Origin of the sequence: Frondihabitans sp. PAMC 28766 (assembly GCF_001577365.1) — a bacterium.
Lineage (GTDB): Bacteria > Actinomycetota > Actinomycetes > Actinomycetales > Microbacteriaceae > Frondihabitans.
The window spans coordinates 2692240-2712735 of the sequence record NZ_CP014513.1 but is presented as its reverse complement, the minus strand read 5'-3'; the positions used below and the strand labels follow the sequence as shown (position 1 = coordinate 2712735).

The 20496-nt window shown below is 69.8% G+C and carries 20 protein-coding genes; all 20 read left to right on the top strand.

Annotated features, from left to right (window positions below; genetic code table 11):
• The first annotated feature begins 36 nt into the window (after nt 1-36).
• Nucleotides 37-927, top strand: coding sequence for an SURF1 family protein (locus AX769_RS13045; RefSeq protein ID WP_066280042.1), 891 nt, complete (start codon nt 37-39; stop codon nt 925-927).
• A gap of 88 nt (nt 928-1015) precedes the next feature.
• Nucleotides 1016-1402: a PadR family transcriptional regulator gene (locus AX769_RS13040; RefSeq protein ID WP_066280036.1), complete on the top strand. Its 387-nt coding sequence runs from the start codon at nt 1016-1018 to the stop codon at nt 1400-1402.
• The gene (locus tag AX769_RS13035; RefSeq protein ID WP_066280033.1) at nt 1399-2223 is read left to right on the top strand and encodes a hypothetical protein; all 825 of its coding nucleotides are present in this window, start codon (nt 1399-1401) and stop codon (nt 2221-2223) included. Before AX769_RS13040 ends, AX769_RS13035 begins: the two co-directional genes overlap by 4 nt.
• 4 nt (nt 2224-2227) lie before the next feature.
• Nucleotides 2228-3316: a hypothetical protein gene (locus tag AX769_RS13030; protein WP_157887612.1), complete on the top strand. Its 1089-nt coding sequence runs from the start codon at nt 2228-2230 to the stop codon at nt 3314-3316.
• A gap of 192 nt (nt 3317-3508) precedes the next feature.
• Entirely contained in the window at nt 3509-4072 is a 564-nt protein-coding gene (efp, locus tag AX769_RS13025) for an elongation factor P (RefSeq protein ID WP_066280030.1), read from the top strand.
• 15 nt (nt 4073-4087) lie between these two features.
• A complete protein-coding gene (gene nusB / locus AX769_RS13020) occupies nt 4088-4507 on the top strand; it encodes a transcription antitermination factor NusB (protein ID WP_066280028.1) in 420 nt (139 codons plus the stop codon).
• An 81-nt stretch (nt 4508-4588) separates the two neighbouring features.
• Complete coding sequence (locus tag AX769_RS13015; RefSeq protein ID WP_066280021.1) at nt 4589-5356, top strand: glucose 1-dehydrogenase; 768 nt, start codon at nt 4589-4591, stop codon at nt 5354-5356.
• A gap of 131 nt (nt 5357-5487) precedes the next feature.
• Complete coding sequence (locus AX769_RS25840; protein ID WP_066283668.1) at nt 5488-5931, top strand: MarR family winged helix-turn-helix transcriptional regulator; 444 nt, start codon at nt 5488-5490, stop codon at nt 5929-5931.
• Between the two features lie 44 nt (nt 5932-5975).
• Complete coding sequence (locus AX769_RS13005; protein ID WP_066280019.1) at nt 5976-6419, top strand: OsmC family peroxiredoxin; 444 nt, start codon at nt 5976-5978, stop codon at nt 6417-6419.
• A 157-nt stretch (nt 6420-6576) separates the two neighbouring features.
• Nucleotides 6577-7143: a bifunctional pyr operon transcriptional regulator/uracil phosphoribosyltransferase PyrR gene (gene pyrR / locus AX769_RS13000; protein ID WP_066280017.1), complete on the top strand. Its 567-nt coding sequence runs from the start codon at nt 6577-6579 to the stop codon at nt 7141-7143.
• Nucleotides 7140-8132 (top strand): aspartate carbamoyltransferase catalytic subunit, encoded by a 993-nt coding sequence (locus AX769_RS12995; RefSeq protein ID WP_066280015.1) that lies wholly within the window; start codon nt 7140-7142, stop codon nt 8130-8132. The genes pyrR and AX769_RS12995 overlap by 4 nt, the downstream gene beginning before the upstream one ends.
• Nucleotides 8129-9472, top strand: coding sequence for a dihydroorotase (locus AX769_RS12990; RefSeq protein ID WP_066280013.1), 1344 nt, complete (start codon nt 8129-8131; stop codon nt 9470-9472). Before AX769_RS12995 ends, AX769_RS12990 begins: the two co-directional genes overlap by 4 nt.
• Nucleotides 9469-10020 (top strand): hypothetical protein, encoded by a 552-nt coding sequence (locus AX769_RS12985; RefSeq protein ID WP_066280011.1) that lies wholly within the window; start codon nt 9469-9471, stop codon nt 10018-10020. The genes AX769_RS12990 and AX769_RS12985 overlap by 4 nt, the downstream gene beginning before the upstream one ends.
• Nucleotides 10017-11168 carry a glutamine-hydrolyzing carbamoyl-phosphate synthase small subunit gene (gene carA, locus AX769_RS12980; RefSeq protein ID WP_239451783.1) on the top strand — a complete coding sequence of 384 codons (1152 nt, stop codon included), beginning with the start codon at nt 10017-10019 and terminating at the stop codon, nt 11166-11168. The genes AX769_RS12985 and carA overlap by 4 nt, the downstream gene beginning before the upstream one ends.
• A complete protein-coding gene (gene carB, locus AX769_RS12975) occupies nt 11168-14527 on the top strand; it encodes a carbamoyl-phosphate synthase large subunit (RefSeq protein WP_082763798.1) in 3360 nt (1119 codons plus the stop codon). The genes carA and carB overlap by 1 nt, the downstream gene beginning before the upstream one ends.
• The gene (gene pyrF / locus AX769_RS12970) at nt 14524-15426 is read left to right on the top strand and encodes an orotidine-5'-phosphate decarboxylase (protein ID WP_066280008.1); all 903 of its coding nucleotides are present in this window, start codon (nt 14524-14526) and stop codon (nt 15424-15426) included. Before carB ends, pyrF begins: the two co-directional genes overlap by 4 nt.
• Nucleotides 15423-16343 carry a guanylate kinase gene (gene gmk, locus AX769_RS12965; protein ID WP_066280006.1) on the top strand — a complete coding sequence of 307 codons (921 nt, stop codon included), beginning with the start codon at nt 15423-15425 and terminating at the stop codon, nt 16341-16343. Before pyrF ends, gmk begins: the two co-directional genes overlap by 4 nt.
• An 8-nt stretch (nt 16344-16351) precedes the next feature.
• Nucleotides 16352-16618: a DNA-directed RNA polymerase subunit omega gene (gene rpoZ / locus AX769_RS12960; protein WP_066280005.1), complete on the top strand. Its 267-nt coding sequence runs from the start codon at nt 16352-16354 to the stop codon at nt 16616-16618.
• A 482-nt stretch (nt 16619-17100) separates the two neighbouring features.
• A complete protein-coding gene (gene metK / locus AX769_RS12955; RefSeq protein WP_066280002.1) occupies nt 17101-18306 on the top strand; it encodes a methionine adenosyltransferase in 1206 nt (401 codons plus the stop codon).
• Between the two features lie 13 nt (nt 18307-18319).
• A complete protein-coding gene (locus AX769_RS12950; protein ID WP_239451782.1) occupies nt 18320-20476 on the top strand; it encodes a primosomal protein N' in 2157 nt (718 codons plus the stop codon).
• The last annotated feature ends 20 nt before the right edge of the window (nt 20477-20496 follow it).

Genomic DNA, 20496 nt, shown 5'->3' with positions numbered 1-20496 from the left:
TCCACTACGGTTCGGACGAGGCCAGGAGGAGACACGGTGCAGCAGTGGAGATTCGTTCTCGAACGCAAGTGGCTGCAGTTCGGGGCAGGCGCCCTCGTGTTCACGATCATCTGCGTGATCGGGTCGGCTTGGCAGTGGCACACCTTCGGCCAGGTCGTCTCCGCCCTCCACCTGCAGAACCAGAACTACGACCAGAGGCCGGTCGCGATCGGCGCGTTGCTTCCCGACCGCGAGGCGTACTCCGCCGACGACCAGTTCAGAAAGGTCAGTGTCTCGGGGCACTACCTCTCCTCGAAGACCTTCCTCGCACGTGATCGGTCGTACAACGACAACCCCGGGTTCGAGGTGCTCGTGCCTCTGCAGACGGCATCCGGGTCGGTGTTCATCGTCGACCGCGGCTGGCTCGCCACCGGCACGACGCACGACTACCCCGACTCGATCCCGGCCCCTCCATCCGGGCGCGTGACAGTCACGGCGCGTCTCGCCGCGTCCGAGCCGCAGATCTCCGGTCGCACCGACATCCCCGGGTCCGACGAGGTCGCCGTCATCGGCCTGCCCGACCTCCAGAGCAAGCTGCACCTGCCGACCTACACCGGCGCCTACGGCCAGATGGTCTCCGAGAGCCCGGCCGTGGCCACCCGGCCGGCCGCCATTCTGAAGCCCGTCATCGACTACGGCCCGACCCTCTTCACGGCGATCGCGATCGCGCTGGCCGGCCTCGTCGCAGTGGTGCTGTACTTCACGCTGATCAACCGCGAGTTCGACAATCGCTACAGCGACGAGGAGGACCGACGGTGGCTCGACGAGCGCCGGGAGTATCGCAGGGCGCGCCGCGGCCCCGCCGACGACGAGCTCGAAGACGAGATCCTCGACGAGGCCGACTACACGAGCTCGAAACCGGGCACCAGGATCAGCCGCGGCATCTGACCCCCTCACGGCCCCTGTGCTTGGGGGCATGGTGCTCGTGGGACGTTCGCTCTTGACAGCGCCTAATCGACATAGCTAGGTTAGCGCCATGGAACCGATCCAACGCGTCACCGCCCCGACGCTCGACGTGCTCGAGGCGCTGCTCGACAGCGACGACGGGCCGCTTTGGGGCCTTGTCGTCATCAAGGCGACCGGGCGGCCGTCCGGCACGATCTACCCGATCCTCGAGCGCCTCGAGCGCCAGGGCTGGATCGTCGGCTCATGGGAGGCCGAGGGCGAGCGCAGCGGGCCGCGCCGGCGCCTCTACGAGTTCACGCCCGAGGGCCGGGTCGCCGCACAGGAGCTGCACGAGACCGCGGATGCCCGGCGGGCCGTGGCCGCGGCCCGCCCGTCGCGCAGCGCCTCGGCGAGCGGCTCGGCGAGCGACTCGGCGAGCGGCTCGGCCGGCGGCTCGGGTCGGGCGGTGACCTCGTGACCGCCGCTCGCCCCCTCAGCCGCCGCCTCGTCGAGGCCGCTGTCGCCCTCTCGCCCGAAGCGCACCGCGAGACCCGCCGCGAGCAGTGGCTCGCCGACCTCGACGGCGCAGCCGACCTCGACCTGAGCGCCTTCCGGCTCGCGATGGGCGCGTTCACGACGGCGCTCTTCCACCGTCGCTCGGGTCGTCGCTCGACCTGGGGCGAGGCCGTGGCTGCAGGATCCCGCGGCCCGCGCGCCGTCCGCCTGGCGCCGCTTCTCATCGCGCTCGCGTTCGCGTCGATGGTGTTCGGCGTCGTGCTGCTCGATCTGCTCGACCGGTACGAGCAGAGTCCATGGTTCCACGCCCTCGTCCACGTCAGCGCGGCATTCGTCTCCCTCGTCCCCGGCCTCGCGTTCATCGCGGCCCTCGCCCTGATCGACGGAGCAGGACGCGCGCGCCGCGGCCTGTCGAGCGCGGCCGTCCTGCCCGTCATCGCGATCTTCGGGGGCGAGCTGCTCGGGGTGTTCCGACTCTTCACGTCGCTGGACTGGATGTGGTTCGCAATCACGTACGCCGCTGTGACGGCGATCTGGTTCGCCGCACACAGGGTCCGAGGCGTTCGGTGGCTGCTCGTCGCCCTGCCGGTGGCGATCTTCGCCGTGACGTGGTCGATCGCCGTCTTCGACCGGGGCGCCGACGGCCTGCCCGTGACGCTGCAGTTCGGGCTGCGCTGGCTATTGATCCTCGTGCCGTTCGTCGGCTGCCTCGCCGCCGGCATCCTGGGCACGCGCGCCACCCGATCGTGGGGTGGCACGGCACGGCGCCTCCAGCCACACTGACGACATGACGACGCAGGGGGCCTCGGCGACGAGGGACGACGACGATGTGACCATTGCACAGCTGTGCCTCGACCTCGGCCGGCCGAAAGAGGCGCATCGCATTCTGACGAAACTGACGGGGCAAGGCGACGTCAGTCACGCCACCGTCCTTCTGATGGCCGAGGCCAGCCTGCAAGTGCGCGCCACTCGCGCATCCCTCGAGTGGGCCCGAAAGGCCGTCCAGGCCGATCCGTCGAACGAATGGGCGTGGCGTCTCGTCGCGGCATCGGCCTCGCGCAATCGGGACCATCATGAGGCGCTGAAGGCGGCTCTGACGGCGATCGATCTCGCCCCCGGAAACTGGGTCACCCATGCTCAACGAGTGGAGGTCGACATCGAGAACAATCGCGTGACGGAGGACACCTGGGATGCAGCCCAAGAGGCCGTTGCGCTGGCTCCGAACGAGCCCGGCGCCTTACTGGTCAGTGCTCGGCTCGCCCACTCGAAGGGCTTCATCGACGGCGCGGAGACCTTCTATCGCGAGGTCCTCCGACTCGACCCCGCTCACGCTTATGCGAAGCGACAGCTGGCGCAGGTCAAGCTCGACAGCAATAAGTTGGGGGATGCCACGGCCGCGTTCGCGGAGATGCTCGCCGAGAACCCGGGGTCGCGCATCATCGCACGGCGACTCCGGCGCGCCGTGCTGCGCTCGCTCGACTGGGTCAACGGCATCCTGCTCTCCGGCCTGATGCTGGTCGGACTCATCGCGGCGATGAGCATCGGGTCGTCGCACCTGTCCGGGGGAGTCCGGGGGGCGATCGCCGGTGTGGGCGTATTGATGATCGTGGGCCTCGCCCTGGCGTGGCGCCGCTACCGGCGAGGTCTCGGCCAGGGCGGCTCCGACTTCCTGCGACGCCTGCCGAGGCTCAGCCCCGGCCTCGTGGTGCTCGCGGCGTTCCAGGCGGTGGTGCTCCTCTCGACCGTGGTGCTGATCGTACTTCTCGTGGCTTCCGTCCCGGGGCTCGGCGCCGTTCTGGCAGGTGCCGCCATCATCGCAAGTGCCCTGGTCTTCGTGTGTCTCGTCTACGCGGGCGTGATGCGCGCAGTCATGTGAGACCCCGCGTTTCGGCCGAGGTGCCAGCGCCGCGGCGCGGGGAGGTCGGCCGAAACGCGGGGTGTTGCGCGAGCCGGAGCACACCTCAGGGGCGCGCGTAGACTCTCGGGTAGACTTGTCGATGGCCCGAGCGGCCGCACGCACGGGGGCCCGGGCCCCCTCTCACTTCATCTTCACAAAGGACTTCCGCGCATGGCCACCACTAACGACATCAAGAACGGCGCCGTTCTCAACCTCGACGGCCAGCTCTGGAACATCGTCGAGTTCCAGCACGTGAAGCCGGGCAAGGGCGGCGCATTCGTCCGTACCAAGATGAAGAACGTCATGACTGGCAAGGTCGTCGACAAGACGTTCAACGCCGGCACGAAGGTCGACTTCGCCAACGTCGACCGCCGCGAGTACACCTACCTCTACGCCGAGGCCGACGGCTACGTGTTCATGGACACGACCGACTACGACCAGATCAACATCCCCGCCACCGTCGTGGGCGACGCCAAGAACTTCATGCTCGAGAACCAGAACGTGCAGGTCGCCCTGCACGATGGCGACCCGCTCTACATCGAGCTCCCCGCCTCGGTCATCCTCGAGGTCACGTACACCGAGCCGGGCCTCCAGGGCGATCGCTCGACCGGGGGCACCAAGCCCGCCACCGTCGAGACCGGCTACGAGATCCAGGTGCCCCTCTTCCTCGAGAACGGCACCAAGGTCAAGGTCGACACGCGCGACGGCAGCTACCTCGGCCGCGTCAACGACTAAGGCCGCCGCACACCTGTGAGCGCACGAACCAAGGCGCGGAAGCGCGCCCTCGACGTCCTCTACGTCGCCGACATCCGCCAGATCTCCATCGACGACGCGCTCGTCGCCGAGACCCAGCGCGCGATGGCCGAGCCCGAGCGCAACTCCTCCTGGGGCTACGCCCGCGACATCGTGCAGGGCGTCATCGAGAACCGTCCTGAGATCGACGAGCTCATCGAGACCTACTCGCAGGGCTGGACGCTGGCCCGCATGCCCACGATCGACCGCGCGATCCTGCGCATCGGCATCTGGGAGTTGACGCACAACGACGAGATCCCGAGCGCCGTCGCCATCAGCGAAGCCGTCGAGCTGGCGCAGAGCCTCTCGACCGACGACTCCGCGAGCTTCGTCAACGGCCTCCTCGGGCGCATCGCCTCCACCGCCGCCGCCGGGTAGCCGCACGCCTGAGAAGGCACATCGAGAGCGGCGGTATGTTCCGTGGGGCGCGACAGGGTGTCGCACAGAACAGGATGCAGCATGCTTCTCGACGGCAAGACCATCATCGTCACCGGCGGCAACTCGGGCATCGGCGAGGCTATCGTCATCGCGGCCGCCCGCGAGGGCGCCAACATCGTCATCGACTACGTGGCTCACGGCGAAGTCACCGATCAGATCATCGCCAAGATCGAGGCCGCGGGCGGCAAGGCCGTCGGTGTCGACGCCGATGTCTCGACCGCCGACGGCATCCACTCGATGGTCAAGACGGCGGTCGACACCTACGGGCGCCTCGACGTGATCGTCAACAACGCCGGCATCGAGAACCGCACCGGCATCCTCGACACCACAGAGGAGGAGTTCGAGAAGATCATGGCGGTCAACCTCAAGAGCGCATTCTTCGGCACCCAGTTCGCCGCGAAGCAGTTCATCACGCAGAAGACACCCGGCCTTGTCATCAACATGTCGAGCGTGCACGAAGACTGGCCGATGCCAGGCAACATCGCCTACTGCGTCTCGAAGGGTGGCACCCGCATGCTCACCCGCACCGCCGGTGTCGAACTCGGCCCGCACGGCATCCGTGTCGTGAACGTGGCTCCCGGCGCCGTCGACACCCCGATCAACGCCGAGACCGTGGCCGACCCCGCCAAGCTGAAGATGCTCGACGACTCGATCCCCGTCGGCAAGCTCGCGCAACCGGAGGACATCGCCGAGATGGTGGTCTTCCTCGCGTCGGGCAAGGCGTCGTACATGACTGCGACGACGGTCTTCATTGACGGCGGCATCATGCAGGGGAGTGTCGGCCTCTAACCGCGCCCGACCCTTACCTTTTCGGCTCGCCCTGACCGTCCGGACGGTCAGAGTGAGCCGAAAAGGTTAGGGATCGTGGGGTGGACATGTTGCGTGCAACTTGGTTGTGCACAATGTGGTACTGTGAGCGCATGGCCACCGCACCGGCAACGCCGCTGCTCGACGAGCAGATCTGCTTCGCGCTCTACAGCGCGTCGCGGGCGCTGACATCGCACTATCGCGAGCTGCTCGCCCCCCTCGGCATCACCTACCCGCAGTATCTGGTGATGCTCGTGCTGTGGGAGGAAGGCTCCGTCTCGGTCTCGCACCTCGGCGACCGCCTGCACCTCGATTCCGGAACGCTCTCGCCGCTGTTGCGCCGCCTCGAGACCGCCGGCCTCCTGACGCGCGCCCGCAGTACCGCCGACGAGCGGGTCGTCGAGGTCGTACCGACGGCCGAGGGCGGCAGGATCCGAGAGCTGGCCACCTCGATCCCGGCCGGTGTCTGCGCCGCGACCGGCCTCGCTCCTGAAGCCATCCGCCTTCTTCAGCAGCAGATCACCGCCATCGCCGACAGCGTGCGCTCGGCCCCCTGACCCGCCCGACCTCTCCCGCCTCACTCACACGAAAGAAGAGACACATGCCCACTCGCACCGCACGCACCGCCTGGAACGGAACCCTCGAGGAGGGCTCGGGCCAGGTCGAGCTCACCTCGTCGAAGCTCGCCACGTTCGACGTCTCCTTCCCGAAGCGCGCCGCCGACGAGGCCGGCGGCTACACCAGCCCCGAAGAGCTGATCGCCGCGGCGCACTCCGCCTGCTATGCGATGCAGTTCTCGGCCATCCTGGGCGCTGCCGGCGGCACCATCGAGGCGCTCGACGTCAAGGCCGACGTCTCGCTCGGCCCGGACTCGTCCGACGGCGGCTTCAAGCTGACCGGCATCAAGCTCACCGTCCGTGGCGAGGTCACCGGCGTCACTGCTGAGCAGTTCGCCGACGCCGCAGCCACCGCAAAGGCCGGCTGCCCGGTCTCGAAGGCGCTGACGGGTGTCGAGATCACGCTCGACGCGCAGCTCGAGGCCTGACCTCACCCCCTCGACTCCCGCGACCGGCACACGATCTAGTCCGCGGACTAGATCCTGTGCCGGTCGCGGGAGTTTTGTCATGGGCGGGAAGCGCTAGGCTGGTCGAACGACACGACCACCTTCAAATCCGCCCAGAGAGACGGGAAAGGAGGTCCGATTGAGCACCAGAACAGTGCTGAGTCAGGCTGACATCACACGCGCGCTCACGCGCATCGCCCACGAGATCCTCGAGGGCAACCGTGGGGCCGACGATCTCGTGGTGATGGGAATCCCCACCCGAGGCGTCCTTCTCGCCGACAGGATCGCGACGGCCCTCGCCACGATCAGCGGCCAGACGGTGCCCGTCGGCGCCGTCGACGCCACGCTGTACCGCGACGACCTGCGCCGCCAGCCCACCCGGGCTCCCATGCCGACGAGCGTGCCCGAGGGCGGCATCGACGGCAAGACCGTCGTGCTGGTCGACGACGTGCTCTACTCGGGCCGCACGATCCGAGCCGCGCTGGATGCGCTGAGCTCGCTCGGCCGCCCCCGCATCGTGCGTCTCGCCGTGCTGGTCGACCGCGGCCACCGCGAGCTGCCGATCCGCGCCGACTACGTCGGGAAGAACCTGCCGACCTCGGCGCAGGAGCGCATCTTCGTGCGTCTCGACGGGGTCGACCACCTCGAAGACGGCGAAGAGGTCGCCATCGAGGGGCCGCCCGACCGTGAGGAGGTCACCCGGTGAAGCATCTCCTCAGCACCGCGGACCTGTCGCGCGACGACGCACTCCGTATCCTCGACATCGCCGAGGACATGGCCGCCGTCTCGACGCGCGAGGTGCGCAAGCTGCCGACTCTCCGGGGCATCACGGTCGTCAACCTCTTCTTCGAGGACTCCACCCGCACGCGCATCTCGTTCGAGGCCGCCGCCAAGCGCCTCAGCGCCGACGTGATCAACTTCGCCGCGAAAGGCTCGAGCGTCTCGAAAGGCGAGTCGCTGAAGGACACCGCGCAGACACTCGCCGCGATGGGGGCCGACGGCATCGTGATCCGGCACCCCGCCTCGGGCGCCCCGCGAGTGCTGGCCGAGAGCGGGTGGGTCGACGCGGGCGTCGTCAACGCCGGCGACGGCACCCACGAGCACCCGACGCAGGCTCTCCTTGACGCGTTCACGATGCGGCGCAGGATCCACGGCACGGCCAGTCGTGGCCGCGATCTCAGTGGCGTGAAGGTGCTGATCGTCGGCGACATCCTGCACTCCCGCGTCGCCCGCTCGAACGCCTGGCTGCTGAAGACTCTCGGCGCCGAGGTGACGTTCGTCGCCCCGCCGACGCTGCTGCCGAACGGTGTCGCCGCCTTCGGCGTCGACGTGCACTACGACTTCGACGAGGCTCTGGCGACCGTCGACCCCGACGTGGTGATGATGCTGCGCATCCAGCAGGAGCGCATGAACGAGGCGTTCTTCCCCAACGGGCGCGAGTACTCGCGATCCTGGGGTCTCACGGCCGACCGGTTCCACCGGCTGCGGCCGACCACGCTCGTGATGCACCCCGGGCCGATGAACCGCGGGCTGGAGATCAGCGACGAGGCCGCCGACTCACCGCAGTCGACCGTGCTCGAGCAGGTCACGAACGGTGTCGCCGTGCGGATGGCCGTGCTCTACCTGACCCTCGCCGGCGGCGAGAGCACACCCGCCGCGACAAGCGCACCCACCGTGACAGAAGGAGCGAAATGACCGACCACCTGATCGTGGGGGCGACCCTCTCGGACGGCCGAACCACCGACATCCTGATCGGTGCAGGCCGTGACGGCGGGGGAGTCGTCAAGGCTCTCGGCACGAACCTCAGCGAAGCGGGCGCGACTCGAATCGATGCCGACGGGCTCCTTGCACTGCCGGGTCTCGTCGACCTGCACACGCACCTCCGCGAGCCCGGCTTCGAGGGCAGCGAGACTGTGCTCACCGGCTCTCGCGCCGCAGCGGCCGGCGGCTTCACGGCCGTCAACGCCATGGCGAACTCGTCGCCCGTCGCCGACACGGCCGGCGTCGTCGAGCAGGTGCAGGCGCTCGGCGACCGCGCAGGCTACGTGACCGTGCGCCCGATCGGCGCCGTGTCGCAGGGTCTCGGCGGCACCCACCTGTCGGAGATCGGCGCCATGGCGCGGTCGAAGGCCCGGGTGCGCGTCTTCTCGGACGACGGCCAGTGCGTCGCCGACCCGCTGCTGATGCGGCGAGCGCTCGAATACATCAAGGGCTTCGGGGGAGTGCTCGCACAGCACGCGCAGGACCCGCGCCTCACGATCGGCGCGCAGATGAACGAGGGAGAGCTCAGCGCGACGCTCGGGCTCGCCGGCTGGCCCGCGGTCGCCGAGGAGTCGATCATCGCCCGCGACGTGCTGCTCGCCCACCACGTCGGCGCCCGCCTGCACGTCTGCCACGTCTCGACCGCGGGCAGCGTCGAGGTGATCAGGTGGGCGAAGTCGCGCGGGTTCGACGTGACCGCCGAGGTCACCCCGCACCACCTGCTGCTCACCGAGGACCTCGTGTCGACCTACGACGCCCGCTACAAAGTGAACCCGCCGCTGCGCCGCGCCGAAGACGTCGAGGCCCTCCGCGCCGCCCTCGCAGACGGCACGATCGACATCGTCGCCACCGACCATGCGCCCCACACCAAGGAGGCGAAGGCCTGCGAGTGGGACAACGCCGCCAACGGAATGGTCGGGCTCGAGTCCGCTCTGAGCGTCGTGCACAAGACGATGGTCGAGACCGACCTGATCGACTGGGCCGACGTCGAGCGCGTGCTCTCGGCCGCCCCGGCGCGCATCGGGCAGGTCGACGGGCACGGGGCGCCGATCGGAGTGGGGTCACCTGCCGAGATCACGCTCTACGATCGAAGTGTGACCAGGACATTCTCGGTCGACGACCTCGCCGGCAAGAGCACGAACTCGCCCTACCTCGAGCGCGAGCTGCCCGGCCGCGTCGTCGCCACCTTCCACTCGGGCTACGCCACGGTGCTCGACGGGCGCGTGCTCGACCCCGAGCTGATCGAGCAGCGCGCGACGGCGGCCGCCCTGTGATCGACTGGGTGATCGGCGCGGGCTTCCTGCTCGCGTGCGTCGGTGTCTACTTCGTCATGCGGTGGGGCTGGAAGCGCCGCGGACGCCGCCAGGCAGACGTCGCCCGCCCGACGCCCGCCCCCGCCGAGGGCGATCTCGGCACAGCGGCCCTCTCGCGCGACCTGTTCTACGTCGCCACGACGCGATCCGGCGACCAGCTCGACCGGATCGTCACGCATGGCCTCGGCTTCCGCGGTCGTGCCGTCGCCACCGTGCACCCCGAGGGCCTCGTGCTCGACATCGCGGGGGTGCGCCCCTTCCTGATCCCGATCGCCGACATCACGAGCGTCGCCACCGCCACCTGGACGATCGACCGCGTCGTCGAGAACGGCGGCCTCGTCCGCATCGGTTGGCGCCTCGGCGAGGCGCCCGTCGACACCTACCTGCGCGACAACGAAGGCTCCACGCCGCTCGTCGACGCTCTCACGGCACTCGTTCCCGCGACCGGCCCTGCAGGTTCTGCAGACGCCGCGGGCACCGCCCCCACCAGAGGAGACACCACCCCGTGACAACGGTCACCCCCACCACCCCCGCCGTGCTCGTGCTCGAAGACGGCAGCCGATTCGTCGGCCGCGCGTACGGTGCGACCGGACGCACCCTGGGCGAGGCCGTCTTCGCCACGGGCATGACCGGCTACCAGGAGACCCTGACCGACCCGTCGTACGCCGGCCAGGTCGTCGTCATGACGGCGCCGCACATCGGCAACACCGGCGTCAACGACGAGGACCCGGAGTCGAGCCGCATCTGGGTCGCCGGCTTCGTCGTCCGCGACGCCAGCCGCGTCGTCTCGAACTACCGGGCCCGGGGCTCGCTCGACGACCAGCTCGTGGACGACGGCATCGTCGGCATCCGCGGGGTCGACACCCGCGCGATCACGAGGCGCCTCCGCGACACCGGCTCGATGAAGGCCGGCATCTTCTCCGGCTCGGAAGCCGAGCTGCCCGAGGCCGACATGCTCGAGATCGTGAAGGCCGGGCGTGACATGCGCGGCCTCAACCTCTCGAGCGAGGTCTCCACCAAAGAGCGCTACGACGTGCCCGCCGTGGGGCAGCGCGTCGGATCCGTCGCCGTGCTCGACCTCGGCGTCAAGGCCTCGACGGTGCGCTACCTCGCCGAGCGCGGCTTCGACGTGATCGTCCTGCCGCAGTCGGTCACGGCCGACGAGCTGCGCGAGATCGCACCGGATGCGCTCTTCTACTCGAACGGCCCCGGCGACCCTGCCGCCTCCGACTCGCAGGTCGAGCTGCTGCAGGGCGCCCTCCGCGACGGGCTGCCCTTCTTCGGCATCTGCTTCGGCAACCAGCTGCTCGGCCGTGCCCTCGGGTTCGGCACCTACAAGCTGCCCTTCGGCCACCGCGGCATCAATCAGCCGGTGTGGGACAAGACCACCGGCACGGTCGAGATCACGAGCCAGAACCACGGCTTCGCGGTCGACGCCCCCATCGACGGCGTGCTCGACTCGCCGGCCGGCTTCGGCCGCGTCGAGGTCAGCCACTTCTCGCTCAACGACAACGTGGTGGAGGGCCTCCGCGCCCTCGATATCCCTGCCTTCTCAGTCCAGTACCACCCCGAGGCGGCCGCGGGCCCCCACGACAGCAACCACCTCTTCGACCGGTTCCGCGCCCTCGTCATCAGCCGTAACGGAGCTTCCGCGTAATGCCAAAACGTCCTGACATCAATTCCGTCCTCGTCATCGGCTCCGGGCCGATCGTCATCGGCCAGGCGGCCGAGTTCGACTACTCGGGCACGCAGGCCTGCCGCGTGCTGCGCGAAGAGGGGGTACGCGTCATCCTGGTGAACCCGAACCCCGCCACGATCATGACCGACCCCGACTTCGCCGACGCGACGTACATCGAGCCGATCACCTCCGAGATCCTGGAGTCGATCATCATCAAAGAGCGCCCCGACGCGGTGCTTCCGACCCTCGGTGGTCAGACCGCTCTCAACGCGGCGATCGCTCTCGACAAGGCGGGCATCCTCGCCAAGCACGGCGTCGAGCTGATAGGCGCGAAGGTCGACGCGATCAACCGCGGCGAGGACCGCCAGATCTTCAAAGAGCTCGTCATCGAGTCCGGTGCCGAGGTGGCCCGCTCGCACATCGCGCACCACCTCGACGAGGCGCTCGCCTTCGCCGACGACCTCGGCTACCCGCTCGTCGTCCGCCCCTCGTTCACGATGGGCGGTCTCGGCTCAGGCTTCGCGCACACGCCCGACGAGCTGCTGCGCATGGTCGGCGACGGCCTGCACTCCAGCCCCACCAGCGAGGTCCTGCTCGAAGAGAGCATCACCGGCTGGAAAGAATACGAGCTCGAGCTCATGCGCGACATGGCCGACAACACGGTCGTCATCTGCTCGATCGAGAACGTCGACCCGGTCGGCGTGCACACCGGCGACTCGATCACCGTCGCCCCGGCACTCACTCTCACCGACCGCGAGTTCCAGCGGATGCGCGACATCGGCATCGACATCATCCGACGCGTCGGCGTCGACACCGGTGGCTGCAACATCCAGTTCGCGATCGACCCGGCCGACGGCAGGATCATCGTCATCGAGATGAACCCGCGCGTCTCGCGCTCGAGTGCCCTCGCCTCGAAGGCCACCGGCTTCCCGATCGCCAAGATCGCGGCCAAGCTGGCCATCGGCTACCGCCTCGACGAGATCCCCAACGACATCACCAAGGTGACTCCAGCGTCGTTCGAGCCGAGCCTCGACTACGTCGTCGTCAAGGTGCCCCGCTTCGCGTTCGAGAAGTTCCCGGCCGCCGACACCACGCTCACAACCACCATGAAGAGCGTCGGCGAAGCGATGGCCATCGGCCGCAACTTCACCACGGCTCTGCAGAAGGCCCTGCGCTCGCTCGAGAAGCGCGGCTCGAGCTTCCACTGGAAGGGCGAGCCCGGCGACGTCGACGCTCTGCTCGAGCTCTCGTCCGTGCCGACGGACGGCAGGATCGTGACGGTGCAGCAGGCGCTCCGCGCCGGCGCCACGCCTTCGCAGGTGTTCGACGCCACCAAGATCGACCCGTGGTTCATCGACCAGATCGTGCTGATCAACGAGGTCGCCGATCGCATCCGAACCGCCTCCGACCTTGACTACGACATCATGGCCGAGGCGAAGGACCACGGCTTCAGCGACGCCCAGATCGCCGAGATCCGCGGCCGCTTCGAGCACGACATCCGCGACCACCGGCACTACCTCGGCCTCCGCCCTGTGTACAAGACGGTCGACACCTGCGCGGGCGAGTTCCCGGCCCTTACGCCCTACCACTACTCGTCGTACGACTTCGAGACCGAGGTCGTCGCGTCCGACCGCCGCAAGGTCATCATCCTGGGCTCCGGCCCGAACCGCATCGGGCAGGGCGTCGAGTTCGACTACTCGTGCGTCCACGCCTCGTTCGCCCTGTCGGACGCCGGCTTCGAGACGATCATGATCAACTGCAACCCCGAGACGGTCTCGACCGACTACGACACCAGCGACCGGCTCTACTTCGAGCCGCTCACGCTCGAAGACGTGCTCGAGGTCGTCCACGCCGAGAGCGCCTCGGGCGAGCTCGTCGGGGTCGTCGTGCAGCTCGGCGGCCAGACCGCACTCGGCCTCGCGCAGGGGCTCGCCGCCGCAGGCATCCCGATCCTGGGCACCACGCCCGATGCGATCGACTCGGCCGAAGAGCGCGGGCTGTTCTCGCAGATCCTCGAGCAGGGCGGCCTCCTCGCCCCGCGCAACGGCACCGGCACCGACTACGACTCCGCCGTCGCGGTGGCGGAAGAGATCGGCTACCCCGTGCTCGTCCGCCCGTCGTACGTGCTCGGCGGCCGCGGCATGGAGATCGTCTACTCGTCCGAGCTGATGGCCGACTACTTCTCGCGGGTGCGCGACGAGGTCGTCATCGGCCCCGGCCAGCCCCTGCTCGTCGACCGCTTCCTGGACGACGCGGTCGAGATCGACGTCGACGCCCTCTACGACGGCGACGAGCTCTACATCGGCGGCATCATGGAGCACATCGAAGAGGCCGGCATCCACTCCGGCGACTCGAGCTGCACTCTGCCCCCGGTCACACTCGGCAGGGGCGAGATCGACCGCGTCCGCGAGGCGACGCTCAAGATCGCCGAGGGCATCGGAGTCTCCGGCCTGCTGAACGTGCAGTTCGCGATCGCCGCCGGCGTCCTCTACGTGCTCGAAGCGAACCCGCGCGCCAGCCGCACGGTGCCCTTCGTCTCGAAGGCGCTCGGCATCCCGCTCGCCAAGGCCGCCTCGCTGATCATGGTCGGCAAGTCGATCCGCGACCTCGTCGACTCCGGCCTCCTGCCCGTGCAGGACGGCTCGGACGTGCCCCTCGACTCGCCGATCTCGGTGAAGGAGGCCGTGCTGCCCTTCAAGCGCTTCCGCACCAAGGAGGGCCAGGTCGTCGACAGCGTGCTCAGCCCCGAGATGCGCTCCACCGGCGAGGTCATGGGCATCGACCGCGACTTCCCGCGCGCGTTCGCCAAGAGCCAGGATGCCGCGTACGGAGGGATCCCGACGTCCGGCGTCGTCTTCGTGAGCGTCGCCGACCACGACAAGCGCTCGATCGTGCTGCCGGTGCTGCGCCTCCAGCAGCTCGGCTTCGAGATCATCGCCACCGAGGGCACGGCGACCGTGCTGATCCGCAACGGGATCCACGCGAAGGTCGTCGGCAAGTACTCGGAGGGCGGCGAGAGCGTCGTCGACCTGATCAACCGCGACGAGGTCGACATCGTCGTCAACACGCCGACCGGTTCGTCCGGTCGCGCCGACGGCTACGAGATCCGCGCCGCGACGGTCGCCGCCGACAAGGCGTTGTTCACCACGATCGCCCAGCTCGGCGTCGCGGTGGCGTCGATCGACCAGGCCCACAAACGCTACGAGGTGACGAGCCTGCAGGACTATGCGATCGAGCGGCAGGCAGACCTCGACCGTGCCGCCGCCGCGTCCGGCGCGGCCTCCGGTTCCGCTCCCGGTTCCGCCTCCGCCGGTCTCGCCGCCGAGTCGGTCCGATGACGGCAGCCTTCGGCTCGCGACTCGCCGAGTCGTTCGGCCGCTTCGGGCAGCTCTGCGTCGGCATCGACCCGCACCCCCACCTGCTCGAGCAGTGGGGGCTGCCGGTCTCGGCGGCCGGAGCACAGGAGTTCGGCCTGCGCGTCGTCGAGGCGGCCTCAGGCCTCGCCCCGGTGATCAAGCCGCAGGTGGCGTTCTACGAGCGCTACGGGGCGGCAGGATTCGAGGCGCTCGAGCAGGTGCTGGCCGCGGCTCGCGACACCGACCTCCTCGTCATCGGAGACGCGAAGCGCGGCGACATCGGCACCACGATGGACTCCTACGGCGACGCCTGGCTCGACGACGCGTCGCCTCTGCGTGTCGACGCCGTGACGGTGGCCGCCTTCCAGGGGCTCGGCGCCAACGCCGGATTCATCGCGAAGGCGCGCGCCTCGGGGCGCGGGGTGTTCGTGCTCGCCGCCACGTCGAATCCTGAGGCGCGTCTCACCCAGACGGCGATTCTGTCGGACGGCCGCACCGTCGCCGCAGGTATCGTCGACGACGTGCTCCACGACAACGCCGCGTCCGACCCGTCCGCTTCGCTGGGCTCGTCGTCGCTGGGCTCGTCTTCACTGGGCTCGGTGGGGCTCGTGATCGGCGCCACCGTCGAGCTCGCCGACTACGGCATCTCGCGCGACGCCCTGGTCGGCACGCCGATCCTCGCCCCCGGGTTCGGCGCGCAGGGAGCTCGCTACGGCGACGTGCAGCAGCTCTTCGGCGCGGCGACGGGCAGCGTGCTCGTGTCCGCGTCGAGGTCGTTGCTGCAGGCCGGCGCCTCCCAGCCCACGGCCGCAGCGTCCGTCTCCGCAGTCGCCGCTGCGATCCGCTCGGCCCACGACGAGGTGGCCTCGTGCCTCGCATGACCCCGCCGCCTGTAGACCGGGCTGCTGCCGCCAAGGCCGCCGTCGCTGCTCGCCGGGCCCGCGCTGCCGTCAAGCGGGACGTCGCCGAGCGTGCTCGCACCGCCCTCGAAGTCGCCGAGTCGGGCTGGGCTGCCGAACCGACAGCCCCCGAGGCGACACTCCGCGTGCGCGAGCTGCTGACGAGCATCCCCGGCATCGGGCCCACCCGCGTCGCCCGCATCATGGAGCAGCTCGGCATCGCCGACTCCAAGCGCGTCGGCGGCCTCGGCGTCCGGCAGCGAACGACCCTCAGCGACTGGCTGCAGCACCGTGAGTCGAAGGGGCGCCTCAAATCGCGTCTCGTCGTGCTCGCGGGGCCCACCGCAGTCGGCAAGGGCACCGTGTCGAGCTACATCCGCGACAACTACCCCGATGTGCACCTCTCCATCTCGGCGACGACGCGGGCGCCGCGGCCCGGAGAGATCGACGGCGTGCACTACTACTTCGTCGACGACGCCGAGTTCGACCGCATGATCGCCGAGCACGAGCTGCTCGAGTACGCGACGGTGCACAACTCCTTCCGCTACGGCACGCCGCGGCCGCCGATCGACGCCGCGCTCGACAAGGGCCGCAGCGTGCTGCTCGAGATCGACCTGCAGGGGGCTCGGCAGGTGCGCGCGGTCATGCCGGAGGCCGTCCTCGTGTTCCTGCTGCCGCCCACGTGGGAGGAGTTGGTGCGCCGCCTCATCGGCCGCGGCACCGAAGACACAGCCGATCAACAGCGCCGACTCGAGACCGCGAAGGTCGAGCTGGCTGCGCAGGACGAGTTCGACGCGAAAGTCGTCAACAACGAGGTCAGCGAAGCGGCCCAGGAGGTCGTAGACTTGATGGCATTGCCTGCGGCGCATTCTCGAGCCGCCCGGCAGCCGAAACTTTAGGAGGCACCATGGCCGACAGGAACAAGGGCATCATCGACCCGCCCATCGACGACCTGCTCTCGAAGGTCGAGTCGAAGTACGCGCTCGTCATCTTCGCATCGAAGCGCGCTCGCCAGATCAACGACTACTACGCCGACCTGCACGAGGGCTCGCTCTTCGACAACGTCGGCCCGCTCGTCGACTCCACCATCGACGACAAGCCGCTCTCCGTCGCGATGCACGAGATCAACGAGGACAAGCTCACGTCGAAGCCGCTCGAGGTCGTCCCCGAGTAGTTCGCGCTGCCGCGTCACGCAGGCGGGTCGCCCTTCGGGGCGGCCCGCCTTCGTCGTGCCCCCGGGAGGAAGTCGATCTCGGGAGGACTCGGCGACCTCCGGGGAGGAAACGCACGAATGATCGGCCGCCCGGGAGGATAAACGCCCGGCCGCCGTCGCCGCGGGAGGATCCCGTCGCGCGTGTTCCTCCCGAAAATCTCCGCGCCGCGTCCCTGGGGGAGGAACCTCGCCGAAGTGTCACGTCCAGGGAGGATCGGCCGCGACGCTGGTGCGCGATCGGCGCCCGAGGTTCGTCGAACCACGCGATCCGGGTCGAGCCACCGGATCCCGTGGTTCGACCCGGCCGGCGTGGCGCGAACCAGCCGGCCGGGCCCGCAAGCGGATGACGGGGAGTGACGACGGCCCCGGGGAGTGTCGGAGGGGCGACGGTAGAGTGGGGGAGCCAGTTCAGCAGCCACCCCGCACCACGTTTGAGGATTTCCGTGACGCCTTCCCGCGACCTTCGCCTGTTCACGTCCGAGTCGGTCACCGAGGGCCACCCCGACAAGATCTGCGACCAGATCTCCGACGGCATCCTCGACGCCCTGCTGGCCGTCGATCCACACAGCCGCGTCGCCGTCGAGACCCTCGTCACCACCGGGCTCGTGCACGTCGCCGGCGAGGTCACGACGACCGGCTACGTCGACATCCCCACGATCGTGCGCGACCTCATCACCGGCATCGGCTACAACGACTCGTCGGTCAGCTTCGACGGCCGCACCTGCGGCGTCGAGGTGTCGATCGGGGCGCAGTCGCCCGACATCGCGCAAGGCGTGGACATCGCCCTCGAGGCCCGCACGGGCAGCGACGACGCGCTCAGCCTCCAGGGCGCCGGCGACCAGGGCATCATGTTCGGCTACGCGACCACCGAAACGCCTCAGCTGATGCCGGTGCCGATCTGGCTGGCCCACCGCCTCGCCGAGCGCCTCAGCGCCGTCCGCAAAGACGGCCTGCTCACCTACCTCCGCCCCGACGGCAAGACCCAGGTCACGGTCGGCTACGACGGCACCGAGCCCAAGACGGTCGACACGGTCGTGCTCTCGACGCAGCACTCGCCGTCGATCTCGATGGCCGACCTCGAACGAGACGTGATCGAGCACGTCATCCGCCCGGTGCTTGCTGCCGAGGCCCCCCAGCTCGACACATCGAGTACGAAGTTCATCATCAACCCGACCGGGCGCTTCGAGATCGGCGGGCCGCAGGGCGACGCCGGCCTCACCGGTCGCAAGGTGATCGTCGACACGTACGGCGGGGCCTCGCGGCACGGCGGTGGCGCCTTCTCGGGCAAAGACCCGTCGAAGGTCGACCGCTCGGCGGCCTACGCGATGCGCTGGGTGGCGAAGAACGCCGTCGCCGCCGGCTTCGCCGAGCGCCTCGAGCTGCAGATCGCCTACGCGATCGGCCGAGCGGCCCCCGTCGGTCTCTATGTCGAGACCTTCGGCACCGGCCACGTCGACGACGAGACGATCACCCGCGCCATCACCGAGACCTTCGACCTCCGCCCGGCGGCGATCATCCGCGACCTCGACCTGTTGCGCCCGATCTACGGCACGACGGCGACGTACGGCCACTTCGGCCGCGACCTTCCCGACTTCACCTGGGAGCACCTCGATCGCGTCGACGCCCTCCGGGCCGCCGCCGGGCTCTGATCGGGCGCTGCCCGTGACCGAGGTGCCAGCGACGACTCCGGTGCCAGCCGCTGCGACCCGTGCTGGGCCGAGCGCTGTACCCGCGGCGTCCGTCGGCGCGCCGCGCGCCGCCGTCGCCCGCGTGCTCGTCGACACCCCCCTGCCGCAGCTCGACCGCCTGTTCGACTACGCCGTGCCCGCCCGGCTCGCCGACACGATCGGGCCCGGCATGCGCGTCAAGGTGCCCCTCCGGAGTGCCGGCCGAATGGCCGACGGCTTCGTCGTCGAGGTCGCCGCGACCTCCGAGCACGCCGGTTCGCTCTCCGAGGTCGAAGACCTCATCTCCACGGTGCCCGTCCTCGCGCCGGAGGTCTGGCGCCTCGCGCGGGCTCTTGCCGATCGAGCGGGGGGCTCGGCGAGCGACCTGCTGCGGGTGGCGGTTCCGACGCGACAGGTGCGGGTCGAGAAGCAGTGGCTCGCGGCCGGCGCCGCCGAGACCGAAGCCGAGAGGGCGCAGGATCCTGACGCCCCGCATCCTGCGCCCGTCACCCCGGTCGCCCCACCCGACGCCGTGGCGGGCTACCGGTCGACCGACCTCCCGGGCGCGGTGCGCGCGCGTGCCCGCCTGGCGCTCGACGCGGTGCCGCTGCTCGTCGAGCTGCCGCCCCGCCCGGGCCCGGCGCGGAAGAACGCGGACGGGGACGACGAGGGCCCGCTCTGGGTCGGCCACTGGGCCGTGGCGCTCGCCCAGCTCGCCGCGGTGGCCCTGGCCGACGGCGACAACGCGATCCTGGCGGTGCCGGACTATCGCGACCAGGAGCAGCTCGTGCTCGCCCTCGAGGCGGTGCTGCCGCCCGAGCGCATCGTGCGGCTCGACTCGAAGCAGTCGAACCCCGACCGCTACCGAGCTCTGCTGCGAGCGCGCGGCGGCGAGGCCCTGGTGCTGGTGGGCAACCGCTCGGTGCTGCTCGCGCCAAGCGAGCGCCTCGGGCTGGTCGCGGTGTGGGACGACGGCGACCCGCTGTTCTCCGAGCCGCTCGCCCCCTACGTTCATGCGCGCGACACGGCTCTCCTCCGCACCGAGCAGCAGGGCCCGGCGCTCGTCTTCGCCGGGCACGCCCGCTCGACGGATGTGCAGCGGCTGGTCGAGATCGGCTGGCTCACCGAGGTATCGCCCGATCCGCGCTATCAGCCCCGGGTGATCCCGACGACACAGCAGGGCTCGCGTGAGGGGTTCGCTGCGAACGCCCGGATCCCGTCGACGGCGTGGAACGAGGCGAAGGCGGCGGTGGAGTTCGGGCCGGTGCTCGTGCAGGTCGCCCACCCGGGCTACGCGCCGCGCCTGGCCTGCGCCGAGTGCGGAGACACAGCTCGGTGCCTGCGCTGCAGCGGCCCGCTGCAGAAGCATGAGCAGAACGCCGTGCCGGCCTGCGCCTGGTGCGGGGGTCTGGCGGTGGGATGGCACTGCCAGACGTGCGAGAACACCACGATGCGAACCGTCGGTACCGGCGCGGGCCGCACAGCCGACGAGTTGGGCCGCGCCTTCCCCGGGGTGAGGGTGATCGTCTCGGACGGCGCCCGCCAGGTGACACGCGTCGACGCCGAGCCCGCGATCGTCGTCGCCACCCGCGGCGCCGAACCGATCGCGCCCGGCGGCTATCGCGCGGTGCTGCTGCTCGACGGCGAGCGCATGCTCGCCCGTGAGAGCCTGCGCGTGGCCGAAGACTGCCTGCGCTGGTGGGCCGACGCGACGGCTCTCGCGGCGAGGCGCGCGCCGATCTTCCTCGTGGGCGTCGGGGGTGCCCTCGCCTCGGCGCTGTCGACCTGGAACCTCGCCCGCTTCGCTTCCGCCGAGCTCGCCGAACGCCGGCACCTCCGCTTCCCGCCCGCGATCCGCGTGGCGACTCTGACCGGGCAGACGAATCAGGTCGAGACCGCCCTCGGCGATCTCCCCGAGTCGATTCAGCGCGAGACCCTGGGGCCGGTCGATGTCGAGGGCGGCACCGTGCGCGCCATCGTCCGCTTCGACTACGCGAACGGAGGCGAGGTCGCCGGCATCCTGCGCGGACGCGTGATCCGGGCGGCCACCGACCGGCGCCGCATCCCGGGCGACCCTCGCGGGGCGAATCGCCGCCTCGCCGCTCCTACACTCAGAGTGCGGTTCGACGACGTCGAGCCGTTCGCCGAATAAGCCCCCACCAGAAAGTCTCT